General features: G+C 59.7%; 10 protein-coding genes. All 10 read right to left on the reverse strand.

Features of this window, described 5'->3' with window-relative positions; genetic code table 11:
* Window positions 1-302, reverse strand: a 302-nt coding sequence (locus EPO09_RS22210; protein ID WP_290646812.1) for a hypothetical protein, incomplete at its 3' end; no start/stop codon positions are given.
* Entirely contained in the window at window positions 299-751 is a 453-nt protein-coding gene (locus EPO09_RS22215) for a lysozyme (protein ID WP_290646814.1), read from the reverse strand. The genes EPO09_RS22210 and EPO09_RS22215, both read right to left, overlap by 4 nt.
* Complete coding sequence (locus EPO09_RS22220; RefSeq protein WP_290646816.1) at window positions 748-945, reverse strand: hypothetical protein; 198 nt, start codon at window positions 943-945, stop codon at window positions 748-750. Before EPO09_RS22220 ends, EPO09_RS22215 begins: the two co-directional genes overlap by 4 nt.
* 218 nt (window positions 946-1,163) lie before the next feature.
* Window positions 1,164-1,448 carry a hypothetical protein gene (locus tag EPO09_RS22225; protein ID WP_290646818.1) on the reverse strand — a complete coding sequence of 95 codons (285 nt, stop codon included), beginning with the start codon at window positions 1,446-1,448 and terminating at the stop codon, window positions 1,164-1,166.
* A 33-nt stretch (window positions 1,449-1,481) separates the two neighbouring features.
* Window positions 1,482-4,595, reverse strand: coding sequence for a hypothetical protein (locus EPO09_RS22230; protein WP_290646820.1), 3,114 nt, complete (start codon window positions 4,593-4,595; stop codon window positions 1,482-1,484).
* Window positions 4,577-7,276 (reverse strand): hypothetical protein, encoded by a 2,700-nt coding sequence (locus EPO09_RS22235; RefSeq protein ID WP_290646822.1) that lies wholly within the window; start codon window positions 7,274-7,276, stop codon window positions 4,577-4,579. The genes EPO09_RS22230 and EPO09_RS22235 overlap by 19 nt, the downstream gene beginning before the upstream one ends.
* Before the next feature lie 9 nt (window positions 7,277-7,285).
* A complete protein-coding gene (locus tag EPO09_RS22240; RefSeq protein ID WP_290646825.1) occupies window positions 7,286-9,364 on the reverse strand; it encodes a hypothetical protein in 2,079 nt (692 codons plus the stop codon).
* A gap of 92 nt (window positions 9,365-9,456) precedes the next feature.
* Window positions 9,457-10,662 (reverse strand): hypothetical protein, encoded by a 1,206-nt coding sequence (locus EPO09_RS22245; protein ID WP_290646827.1) that lies wholly within the window; start codon window positions 10,660-10,662, stop codon window positions 9,457-9,459.
* 40 nt (window positions 10,663-10,702) lie between these two features.
* On the reverse strand, window positions 10,703-12,028 hold the full coding sequence (locus EPO09_RS22250) for a phosphoribosylglycinamide synthetase C domain-containing protein (protein ID WP_290646829.1): 1,326 nt from the start codon (window positions 12,026-12,028) through the stop codon (window positions 10,703-10,705).
* Window positions 12,025-12,502: hypothetical protein (locus EPO09_RS22255; RefSeq protein ID WP_290646831.1), on the reverse strand; the 478-nt coding region annotated here is incomplete at its 5' end. The genes EPO09_RS22255 and EPO09_RS22250, both read right to left, overlap by 4 nt.

Below are 12,502 nucleotides of genomic sequence, written 5' to 3' on the forward strand. Positions count from 1 at the left end.
GACGCGGGCGGGATAGGAACGGGCGGAACGGCTGGTGGGGGTATGACGGGAGCGGACGGCGCTTGCGGAGCCTGTACGGGCACGGGCGCGATCGGACCAGCCTCTAGACGCGTCAGATATCCCCCGAGGAAGCCGGCCGCCGCCGAGAACAGCGATCCCATTGCCCCGGCGATCTCGGGCGGGACTTGGATCTGCCAATGCCCGAGGATAAGACCGATTGCCCAAATCAGGATGATGGCGATCGGGGCTGAGCCGCCAGCGGCACCGAGGCCATTGGAAACGCGCGGACTGATCGGATTCATGTGCTAGGCTCTCCAAGATACATTGCCCGCTCTTCCTGTCGTCGCCGTAATAGGGCTTGGACAACATGACCGCCGGCTTTATCCCACATCAAGAAAGCGTCAGCCGCTTCGGCGTATTCCCCAGCGAGATGGCGGCGAAGAACCGTTGAATTCCCTAGGCCGGCGATGCCGACATTGTACGCGAGACTCGTCATCGCGTCGAACTGCCCCTGCGTCGTAGGCGCATCACCGCACATGCGATTGACGGCAAGACCATACTTCTCGCTCAGATCCTCAGTTAGCATCTCATCTGCTTCGGCCTGGGTGATTGTCTGGCCATCATAGACGCCCTCGGTATGCCCAAAACCGATCGTGAGTACCCCCACCATATCTCGGTAGGCACTCAACTCGCAGCCTTCGTTGCGCTCGATCAAGGCGCGGCCGATGGGGCTAACTTGAAAGTCGCTCATCCGTAGCGTCCCTTAGGAAGAATGCGTATCGCGTGCTCGCCCAGCGTCACGGTCTTTGCCTCGCCGGCCGCGTCCTTGTAGATCACAATGCCCGACACGTCATCCGCGCTGATCAATTCGCCCCGATTTGCTCGCTCGAAATTGTCGAGCCGAACGGCATCATACAGCTTGGCTTCTTCGCCGGATACATTCATCACATTATCTGCTCATTGCCCTTGCGCTGCCTCTATCGACTGACGCAATCGCTGGATACTTCGTTCAATTTCCTGAAATTTTCTATTGATCTCCGTCTTATCGGTCTGGGTATTTGTATGCCGTTGCGGCGTGGTCATAAGGGCTGGCGGAGGCGCAGATGGTGGCTCACAGGATGCGAGTGCTCCCATCAAAATGAGACCAATCGCCGGGAACATCCTCATTTCCTTTTGCGCTCCAACTCCCGAATGTCCTCCAGTTGCGCTGAAATTTTGGCGAGTTGGGTGTTCATGTCAAGAATTTGCGCCGTAGAAAATTTACGATCGGCTTGAAGCTCGACAACCATTCTCTCCACACCATCCAAACGACTAGAAAATACCGCTATGGTGCGATTTACATCTATCCCCCACACAGCCAACGGCACGATGATAACAATTAAGATTACCTGTATCAGATGATCTCGTGATGGAAATTTCCATCGGCTGCGTGGGATATCATCTGACATTCCATGTATTCCCCTAATCAACAATAGCGGCACTCACGCGAAGCTCGTCTGTCGCGCCCACGACTGAGTAGCGTCCCAGTTGATCGATCCGGCCGTCGTCTGGCGCGCCTGGAGGTCGGTCAGCAGAGCGGCGACCGTCTCGCCGCTCAGCCCCGTGATCGCCGCGGCGGTCGACTCCTGTAATATCCCGATCAGGTACTCGATGTAGGAGTCGGCGTTCGCGTTGCCGCCGGTATTTGCGGTCGTGCTGCTCGCCTGCGGCATGACGAACGGGCCGCTCTCCGCCGGCGTCTGCGACCCGGAGCCGGAGGGCGCTGGCAGCGCCGCACCGCCGTTCGTCGCCGACAGGTTGAACTCTAGCGTCGTACCGACGATCGCGATGTCCCGCATGTAGTACGCCGTGTCGTTGGCGTAGCTGCCGCCGGCTGGGGCCGCGTTGTTGTTCGTGCCAAAGATGACAGCATCCCCAGCCTGCGGGTTAGAGTACCCAAAGCGGTTGTAGTTCGTGATGCTGAATGCCGGGTTGCCGGTCGTCCACGAGATCGTCTGCGGAATGTTCTGCACACCGCCGGTGCTCGCCATTATGCCGCCGAGCTGGGCGTCCGACGTGATCGCGCCGGTGCCCTCGATCGGCAGGGTCGTCGAACCAACGACGGTGTGCCAGATGAAGCCGGTCGCAATGGGCCAGCCCCCGAACGTCGCGAACAGATGCGCGAGGAACGTGACGTAGTTCTGCAGCCAAGTCAGCGCGTTCGCGTCGCCGGTCAACGCGTAGATGAAGCGCATCCCGTAGGCCAGATACGTCAGCTCGAACATCGCGGTCATGCCACTGAACTGGGTGCCGTTGCGCACCGCCATCCACATGCCGATCGACCGACAGTACGAGTTGAGCTGCACCGCTAGCGCCTGGTTGATCATCCAGCTGCAGTTCTTCGCCACCTGGTCGCGGAAATAGGTTGCGATTTGGCTGCCGTCATAGAACGGGTTTGGCGTCAACGCAGCCGCGAGGCCGAGCGTGCGGAGCGCCCATGCCTGGGTGCGCTGCTGCGTCGCGAAGGCCGCCGGCAGGCCGTATCCGGCAACGGGCGTCGTCGGGTTTCGCCACGGCACCGAGTGCGACAGCATCGCCCCCGACCCCATCTCCATCAGCCCAGCGAGGAACTGCGGCTCGGCGGTCACCAGGTAGGCGTAGGCGACCGTCTCCGGCATGTGGTCGAACTGGTTGGAATCGACCGCGAAGGTGCGGCAGAAGGCCGGCGGCGCCGTCCAGGTGCCGTCCACGGCAGACCAGCCAATTTTCTGCTGGGTCGAAGTCGGTGCGTCCATGCCGGTGTAGGACGTGTTCGACAGGTTGATCAGGTTCTTCGACGCAGCGCCGCGGAAGTTGTGGCAAAAGTGCCCAGCAGCAAGGCCGACGCATCGCACGATGAACTCGTCGATCAAGCTCTGCGTGTAGAAGTGTCGCGACGAGTACTCGGTTAGTGGCCCGAGGTCAGGGCGCGAGCCCGACGCGCCAACCGTCGTGAACAGCGGCCCAACGCTCGCCGGATTCCACGTCGGGTAGGGAAAGACACCATTGCTGATCGAGCCAATCAACGAGAGGTTAAACGCTCCAAGAATGCGGGTCGACTGCCAGTACGACTGCCCGTAGGTCGCGCGACCGAGCGACGGCGACGTGATCGACCCGGTGCCCTGGAAGGTCTGCCACGTCCCTGCCGCGGTCGCGCCCTGGAGCGAGTCGAATTGGCACAATGCGTGGACCGGATTGAAGGTATGCGTCCCGGAGCCGGCGTTCGTCGCTGCCGTCGCGTTCTCGCCGGTCGAGTAGTTGCTGATGTTGATCGTCGTCGCGCTCGCCGACGCGGCCGTCGCGAAGTAGATCGTTCCCGTTGCGAGCGGCGCCGGCAACGTCCCGGTCGTCGTCAGGTAGCCAGCAATGACCTGCCCGTGCGACCCGGCGAAGGCGCCATTGTAGAGCTTGTTGCCAGGCGCGCTGAATATTTGCCCAGACGACCAGGTGAACGTGAACGGTGTGTAAGTACCATCGTTGCACGCGCCTGGCACGTCGATCGAGGTTGGGCCGCCACCGTACTGGTAATAGACCCGCGAGAACGCACGGAAGTTCTTCGTCGGACTGTTCACGTCCCAGTAGGGCTGTGTCTTTCGCCCCAAGACCGCGAAGCCGCCGAGGTTGCCGCTTGCGTCGTTCAGGATCGCCGCCCAGACAGTCGCTTCCATCTGGCCGTGCGCAGCGCCGCCCGGTGTCTGGGTGCACTTCAGTCGCAACTCGACGAGCAGCCCGGCCCCGCCGTCGCCGAGCGTGTACTGTGCGTAGTTGTTCGCATCATTGCGCGCGTAGCCGGCCCACGTCCCGGTCAGGTTCGCCCCAGCGACCGGCGCCGCATCGACGAGAAACGCGAGGCTCTGGTTGTAGAGATCGGTCAGCGCCCGCCCACTCGCGGAGGGCGCCGTGCCGCCGTTCCACACGCCGATAGCCTGCGTCGCCGCGGCTGAGAGCGAGAATGTCGGGCGGATCAGCGCGCCCATCCACATCACCGCGCCCGAGGGCCAGTTTACGATGTTGAACGGCGTGAACGGCTGCGCCACGCCCGAGACGAGGAGTTGCGGGTACGTCCCGGCTGGCAGGTCGCCGTCCTTGAACGCCAGCCCGCGCATCAAGAAGTAGGTGCCGGCGGTCTGCGTCGAAGCGGTGTCGTTGACTGCGGTCAAATCCCACAGGTGCTGGGCGCCACTCGATGTGCCAGTGATCGCAAGCGGTGCGGTCGTGTACGGCGAATTTGTGAATGATGCATCGGTTGCAGTCAATGTGATCGAATCCGATCCCGCCGCTTGCGTTCCGTTCAGCGCCAGGTTGCTCCCGACAATCTTGAACTTTGCTGCATCCGTTCCACCAACGCTCAGCGTCCCGCCAAAGCTGCCAGTGTTGGTCTGTACCGAGATTGCACCGACAACCGTTCCATCAGGCGATCCGCCGACGAATGTGTTGTTGCTGAGACTGACACCGGTTATCAACGGGGCTGCCGTTCCAGTCCCGACGCCTCCGCGAAAGGCGAAGAACAGCGGCACGCCGCCGACGATATCGCGCCGGCTTACTTCCGACTTTTTTATTAGTTTTGTTGGGTACATGCCAGATACCCGTTGGGGAGATACGCCGTCTTCGTACCATTCGAGGTATTCTGTGCTCCACGCATCAGCATGTGGCCGCCAGCATTGATCTGCACGAAGGCATCAACGACAAAAAAGCCTGTATTTATTACATTGCTATTGCCGATAGCCGATCCCATCGTAGTTGAGCTACTATTTGTAAATGAATTGCTAGTAGCAAACGAATAGGCACCGCTCGTAAACGTCAAGCCGTCCTCCGATGTGAAGATGATCTTGATGCCACCAGTCGCCGGAGCGGTCGCGGGGAAAAAGCCGTGACAGGCATAATTCTTACCAGCCGACAGCGCTAGCGACATGCCGGTGATGTCGGCCCCAGCGATCGTCACATCCGTCGTCGAGGTGGCGTCGAATTCCGAGGTAACGAAGGCCGTTACAACGGTCGTACCGCTGCTGGTAAGCGCATTATTAGATGCCGCCGTGATGCGGCCGTCAACTGCATAAGTCAACCCACAAGAGTGGGTCGCATCTCCGCATGATCCAGCTGTTACGGTATTCGCTAGAGCCACATCTGCCGGACGCCAGAAATTGACCGTCCCGTCGTAATAGAAATCTCGGCTTTTGTTAATCCCGATCGTGATGTTCGCGCCGATTTGGAAGCGATTAGCAGCGGCTGAGCTGGCGCTTTGATCAACAATGATGAGGTTGTTCGTCGAACCGATGTTCGTGATGCGCAGGCGACGGTTGTCGAAGCCGCCCGCAATTCCGGTGATGTTTCGATCGGCCGCGCCGCCATCTTGGCGGATCGTGCGCGCCGTCGCCATGTTCGTTGGGTTGTAGTCGTTGACATTGCCCGAGAGCGCCGTTGGCGTGATGCTTGGCCCGTCGCCCAGGTGGTGTGCGATGCCGATCTCATAGTCCGTTCCGTTTGACCGGGCGCAGAACGACGCACCGGGTTCGATCGTCGCGAGCGTCGTTCCGCCCGCACCAACCCAGACACTCGTCGTCGCGGTGATCGTCGCGTTGCCAGTCGTGCCGGTATTCTCGCCGCAGAACGAGAAGCCCGAGGTGAAGCCCGCCGTATTCGCTCGAACGATCGTGTAAGCATGCGCATCGAGCTTGACATAAGCCCCGCTATCTGACGACGCGATGGCTGCACTGCCGCTCGCCGCGCACGTCCCCGAGGTACAGTCATCCTCGCGACTCGTCAAATCCCAGGTCGTGCCGGTCTCGGCAAAATTAGCGCTGAAACTCCACGGGAGAAATGCGGCCCCATCACTCCCGAGACCGTTTGCCGTTGTCGGGAAGCCTGCGGTAACGGCAACCCCGTTTACGAAAAGCCCCGTCGCGTTGACCGTCCCGGTGCCCTGCGAGCCGCCAGTCGGTGATCCAACGACTAGCCCGTTCGTCGTCGTGTTCCCTGACCCGTCTACCAGGAAGCCGGTCGAGTTGAGGAAACCGCTGCTGAAGGTAACGGAGGAAAAGTCGATTCCATATTTCGCCGCATAGCTATGGCCACCAAGGGCAGTCGCCAGCGTGCCGATCATTGTCCCATTTGTCGGATCGATCGCCCAAATGCCGTCCGGCTCCCCAAAGATTATCCCATTCAACCAGTATGTGCTGGCGCCGATTTGATTTACTATTCCAACCGCAAAGTCCGCGGTCGTGCCTTGAATTGCATCAACCGCCGCGCCGCCTGTGCCGAGTTGAACGATCTTCAGCCCCTCTTTGTAAGAAACCTTTGTCGCCCCTGTCGCGACACCGATGTCAATCTCTCTTCCCACGATGCTGTTGAAGTACGTCGCCCCAGTTTGCAACGCTGCCGAATCGTTGCCTGCGAAGAAGTTGCCGGCACCTGTCGTGTTCGTTCCACCGTCATTCGCCGATGCCTGCGCTACGGAAGCTCCGGCGACATAGAAATTACGGTTCGCTGCGCCATTGCCGGTCGCGTGGGTCAGGTTTAGGAGCGATTCTAGCGTCGTCCGGCCGCCCGTCAGTGAGGCGCTGCCCAAATTCTCCCCGATATAGACCGCAATCGCACCGCCAGGACCGCCGGCGCCAGTTGTATTCACCGTATCGTTGTCGATCGCCAACTCGTTGAAAAACGCCTGTCCGCTCGTCACCGAACCGACCCAACTGCCGTGCCCGTAAAGGCCCTGCGCGACAACCCCGCTGCTACTGTGCGTCGAGTTGAGGACCGCTCCCGCAAACGCCGGCGTGTTGGCCGTGCCGAGGCCGAGGTTGTTGCGCGCATCCGGCAGCACGGCATTGGAGGCGCTGGGCGTCATGCCGCTCCCGCTCCCGGTACCTCCAACCGAGGCCGACGTTCCCGACCCAAGCTCTACCGTAACCGTCGCCGTGGACGATGCCGTAATTGCCGCGAGATAAGTCGCTCCATTCAGCGCAAGCGGGCGACAAGTTCCCGCCAATATCTGCGTATTGTTTGACGTTGCAACGACGGTGATGTCGCCGAGAGCCACATAAACCGTCACCGTTCCGGTATTACAGACATTGGCCGTTGGCGGCGGAGGTTGCGAGTACGCAGGAAGAGCAACCGACGAGGAAGTCACAGATGCGGATAATGGCGTTGTAGCACCTATCTGCGACCACGGCGCTGGGTTTGTGGTAACAGACACCTGCGCAAACGCTCCGCTTACCCACGTCAATGCCAGAGCGATAGCGATAAAGAACTGCCGTCGTTTCATGGTCTCACCTCATCTGTACTTACAGTCGTAACTCAGCGAATACGGAGTCGCCGAGACAAGTGGTATCCCTCCATTTTGCCAAGTCATTGTAAGTTGAGGCGAAGTCGCCGAGGTGGATGGCGTGACGCCCGATCCAGCCGCCCAATCCCCCCCCGTTGTCTGCGCCCAGCAGACAACTTGGAAAGCAGCCGCGAGAGAAATCCCCACCGTCACCGTCCCGCTCGCTGCAATCCCACTTCCCCCTGGGGTTAGCAAAATCGTCCCAGATGTGATCCCAGTCTCCGGTGGAGAAGGCAGGCTACACGTCCCGGTGGAGCCGATTCCCGTACACGCCACTGTCGGCGTTATCTGCATCAGCGCCGTCATATGCGCCGAGCCAACTGTTCCGGTAAAGTTCGAGTCGAAGAGATTTCCAGGTCTGTCCGTCGTCAGCTCGTCGAAGAACACCTGCCCCCAGGGCTTTGCCCCTACAAGCAGCCCTGTCGTTCCTCCTTTTATGAAGGGAAGCGACCCACCATTATTTCCCCCCATTTGCAGATTGTGCACAGAGAAGACGCCTGTAGTGGCGAGAATCTTCGCTGCGCCACCAGCGCAATCCAGCAGCAGCGCCGTTTGTGCTACAAGCGCCCCAGAGAGCTGGATGCAATCCGTCCCGCTGAACTCCGAAGCGATGAAATCCGCCTTCAACGTGCTGGTCGCATCAACGACTATTCCCGGATCGCCGGAGAAGCTCGCTAGGCTCCCGCCCCACACGTAGTTACCCGCTGCGACATGCACTCCAATGTTCCCGACGTAATCCGCGCAGGCAAAGTTGTTGCCGTCTGTCCAGATGGCGCCGAAGATCGCCCCGGTTTGGAAGTCGTAGTCATAAATGTCGAAATTCTGCGAGACAATCTGATCCAGCCAGATCCCCGCCGGGCCTGGACTGCTCCCCACTCGCAACCCCGTTCCCGGCCGCCTGCCGGCAGCACAACTGTTCGCCGTGCCGATAGGCTGAATCTTTATATAGTCCGCGACACCCGAATCGGTATTGCCTACATCTAACTCGATCACGGCATGGGTAACGCCGGTGCCATCCGCAAAAACGTGATGAACATAAGGACGCGCGCCAGTATTGTAAAAAGCGGTGTCAAAACCCACGATGGTGCTGTAGGTCAACGAAAAATCACTAAATCCCGCATCCTTGACTGCGATACCCGTCCATGTCGGAATAGTTAATACCGGGAACGTAATACCGCTAGCAACAATAAAACATCCTGAAATAGAGGCTCCTGGTCCCGCAGCAGAAATCGTCTTGCTTGGGTCGAGCACGATCGCGGGTTCAGTATTTAATGCGGCAGTGCCCGTTATAGCGTTTGGGAATGGCGTGCTGCATTGCAATGCGGTGTTTATAGGAATTGCGAGATTACCCTTAACCATACAGCGAAGCGAAGGAACGAGCACGGATGCATTAGAGTTGAGTACGGTTAGGCCGGCATTGAGCGCCGCCTGAAAGGCAACGCTATCATCGGTCGCATTATCGCAATGAGCACCCCACTCGCGCACATCCATGATGTTGCTGGGATAGACAGCCAGCCAGCATTTTCCGTCCGCGCTCTTCACTTGGCTGCCGTTATCGCCGGCCCCGGCGTTCAAGGTACACGCATGCGCCGAGGCGACGTAGAACAGAGACGGCACGTCGCCCAAGGAATAAAACCCGGCTCTGGTGATGACCGCGAAATTTGCCGTAGATAGTGCTTGCAATGCGGCATTTGTCTGAATCAGCGGCCGCCCAACCGCGCCTGTCGGCAATACCCACCAATTCAAATCCTGTTGAATTTTGAGAACACCACCCTCGCCTTGGGCCGTTGTCAGCGTCGGCGCGGTATTGATCTGATGAACGTGGCCAGCATCATCGGCGAGTTGATTGAATGTAACTTGCGTTCCCGGTTGAACTGGCAGAATCGTTATCTGAAAGCCGGGAGAGAAGATCAATCCGGGCGCAGGAAGTGTGACAGTCACGTTCCCCGGATTATTGAGGACGATCCACCAGCAATTGTCGTCCTGCGTGACGGTGTACGTCGGAGCAGTGATGATCTTCGGCGTCATCACGTTGGGGCATGGCCCCAGCGCCAGCGCCGGCCGCGCAACCATTACGCCGACAAGGGCCGCAATCCCGACAAGCAAAGTACGGAGAAGGCTTACCATTCTGCAATCACCAGTCCGCCACCACCAAACCCAACGATGTGAGCACCAACGCCATTAGGAGACCAGATTGGGCCGGGTTGCACATTGAGCGTGCCGCCGGTCGCTGTACCGGCTGCGCCGGCCGATCCATTTGCGCCCTTCCCACCCCCCGCCGTCACGGTAGCGATCACCTGGGAACCGCTCGTCAGCAGAGAATCCCCGCCATTCAGTCCTGGCGCACCGGAATTACCGCCATTGCCTACCGTCACCGTCAGAGTGTTGCCGATCGTCAGGCCGCTAAGCCACCGGATCGCCATGGCGCCAAGCCCGCCGTCGAAAGTGCCGTCGCTTCCTCCACCTCCGCCTACCAATGTGAATTTCATCGCGACGGTCGGGATCGTGATTGCAAAAACGCCTGGATTGGAGAATGTGCTGGCGCTGATACCAGCAGCCTGCGCGGGAACAGCCCAAGTACCATCGGCACGTAGAAAATTTATGGTCCCTCCACCTGACGCCGGGGCGGCACCAGACAAACCGGAGGTAAAAGCGTTGATAAGTGTCGTCAGTTGAGCCTGACTGAGTGCTATCGGCCCCGCGACGCCGCCAGACACATTCCCAAGAACCGTCTGATTAGCGATGGTGGATAGCGTGAAATTGACGCCTGAGAGGGTAATGCCCCCCGAGGCCGTGTATGCCGTCGCGGTGCCCGGCGGGACACCCCATGTCGCATCGGCGCGGAGGAAATTTGCCGTTCCGCCGCCTGATGCGGGCACGTCGCCCGCGAGGGTCGATGTGAACGGATTGATGATCGCGGTAAATTGTGCCTGTGTCAGCGCATAGGCGATTGCTGGAGCGCCCGAAACATTCCCCAGCACTGTGTCGTTGGGTATAGGGAAAGAGCCAGCTCCGACCGTAATGCCGTCGAGCGTCCAAATCGGATTTGTTGGCGGGTCAGTATCGCCAGCGGGCGCGAGGACGAATTTGTAGGAAGCGCTGGTCAGCCAGATCCCAACCGATGTTCCTAGATTATTCTCCGGCTCGCCCCGCGAATTGAGGACGATCGGATTGGTCTGCTGCGTGTTGCCGGTCGAATCGGTATAGGTCGCGAGTTTCGTGGTGGTGCCGGCCGCATAGGTGAACAGCAAGCCGCCGACAAGGGCATTGCCGTTGTTATCGACGAACCGCTGAATCGGTGACGGCGTAAGCGCGTCAGCAGGCATGCCGCATTGTCCGTCTCCGGGTCGCGCGCCTCACGGCGGGCTATTTCAGGTTCAGAGCATAGCCGAAACGGTGGAGTTTATCTATCACCGCGCTGACCTTCTCCCCGATGTCGTCGCGGGCCATCTTGTCGGCAAAGCGCACCCCATCCACCGCCTGATAGACCTTGACCCCTGCCCGCTCGATCGTCTTTCCCAGGCCGGTGCAGACCAGCACATACGGGCCGGTCGTCTCGTATGTCTGCTCTTCAACAATCTTGCCGTCGCGCCATACCGGCCCCTTGGCGCGCATCACCGAGGCGAGGTGAACCTGATCAGGGAATTCATCTACGCCGCTGATCGGGTTGCCCTCGACCATCGCATGCGGCACGTCATGCCCGTAGGGAAATGGCGGCTGCGCGCAGACGACGCCGATCGCTACATCATAGCTGACCCGCAGGCTGTCTTTGCCCTTCAGCAGATCAAGCATCCACTTGGCCGAGTCTCCTCGGTGCGAGGCCGTCTGTATCCACCACGCCGGATACCCGCACCGTGCCGTGACTTCCAGAAACCACGCCTTCCCTTTCGTGTCGATGATTGCGCCCACCGAGAAATCGCCTCGGTGCCCGAGCGCTCGCAAAACCGGCTCTAGCGGCTTCAGCATCTCGTCGGCCAGCTTGTCCTCTTCCGCATACTGGCAGACAGTGCCCATTTCTCCGGTCGCCGGGCCACGCTCGCCCGGCATCAGCTTCTTGTGCTCGATCGATAGGCCCCATTTGTCGGGCAGAAAGCCGTCGAGGCCCATCCATCCCGACACGCCAAGTTCGCTCAGCACGTCGATCCTCTCTTGCAGCAGACATTGCTTCATCTGCTTGCCGGCTTTGATCTGCCGCCGCAACCATCCCACCAAGTCGGCTGGGTCTTCCGCGACGTAGGTCAGCGCCTTGTTCTCTTCGTCGCCGGCTGGCTTAAAGACAAAGCCGCGATCCTGCTTGCGCGCGAACGCCTCGGTTTCCTCTAGGCTGTTGAACACATGGTATTCCGGTACGGCGATGCCAGCAGCCTCGGCAACCTTCATGCCGTGCATCCGGTCGATCTCGATTCTGGCGCTGGCAGCGGTTGGCGCGAAGATCGAGTAACCCATCTCGCGCCAGCGATCCAACTCCGCCGTCAGCACGAAATTGCCTGTCAACACGACAAGCCCGTCCTTGCCGACCCACGGCATCGAGGCACGCCAGTCGTCTACCAGCATGATCTCTTTGAAGCCTTCGGCGTATCGTTCCTTGCGCTTTGGCATGTGACGATATAGGCGAACCTCATGGCCAGCCGCCGCACAGCGCAGGCAGAAATCGAGCGCCATTTGCTCGATATCTACGACGAGGATCTTCATTCCATCCTTCCATACCCGACGATGCCGAGCATGTCAGCCACCAGAAACTCTATCAGGCACGCTCGCCGATGCTGTAGCCGGTAGGGGCTTGCGGGATGATCCCCAGGCTGGGCATCGGGAAGGTGATCCTGCATGTACTCATGCGCGACATCGAAGCGATCAACCTGTTCCTGAGAGATGCCCGCCTTGCGGCACAACATGCACTCGATAAGTTCGTGAAGGGCGTAGAGAAATGTTTCGGGTTGTTGCCAGTTTTCAAAATCTTCGCCGATTGACCGAACCGTGATGGTATCGCCGTCGATTATCCAATCGCCGCCCTCCTTGTCTTGGTTGTACGGCGGGCGCATATCTTCCTGCGCGACGGCCTCGATAATGATGCGGCGGATCATGCGTGCCCCAATAGCATGAGCCCGCCAATAGCAATTACCGAGGCGATAGAGACAGGGCCAGCGGTTTGCAGCCACGCGACCATTG

This window comes from Aquabacterium sp., assembly GCF_004297345.1.
Lineage (GTDB): Bacteria > Pseudomonadota > Gammaproteobacteria > Burkholderiales > Burkholderiaceae_C > Aquabacterium.

Excerpts from the sequence above, each read along its gene's own strand:
- EPO09_RS22215 (WP_290646814.1), bottom strand. The coding sequence starts at position 751 with ATGAGCGACTTTCAAGTTAGCCCCATCGGCCGCGCCTTGATCGAGCGC.
- EPO09_RS22245 (WP_290646827.1), bottom strand. The coding sequence starts at position 10,662 with ATGCCTGCTGACGCGCTTACGCCGTCACCGATTCAGCGGTTCGTCGAT.
- EPO09_RS22240 (WP_290646825.1), bottom strand. The coding sequence starts at position 9,364 with ATGACGCCGAAGATCATCACTGCTCCGACGTACACCGTCACGCAGGAC.
- EPO09_RS22230 (WP_290646820.1), bottom strand. The coding sequence starts at position 4,595 with ATGTACCCAACAAAACTAATAAAAAAGTCGGAAGTAAGCCGGCGCGAT.
- EPO09_RS22220 (WP_290646816.1), bottom strand. The coding sequence starts at position 945 with ATGAATGTATCCGGCGAAGAAGCCAAGCTGTATGATGCCGTTCGGCTC.
- EPO09_RS22225 (WP_290646818.1), bottom strand. The coding sequence starts at position 1,448 with ATGTCAGATGATATCCCACGCAGCCGATGGAAATTTCCATCACGAGAT.
- EPO09_RS22250 (WP_290646829.1), bottom strand. The coding sequence starts at position 12,028 with ATGAAGATCCTCGTCGTAGATATCGAGCAAATGGCGCTCGATTTCTGC.
- EPO09_RS22235 (WP_290646822.1), bottom strand. The coding sequence starts at position 7,276 with ATGAAACGACGGCAGTTCTTTATCGCTATCGCTCTGGCATTGACGTGG.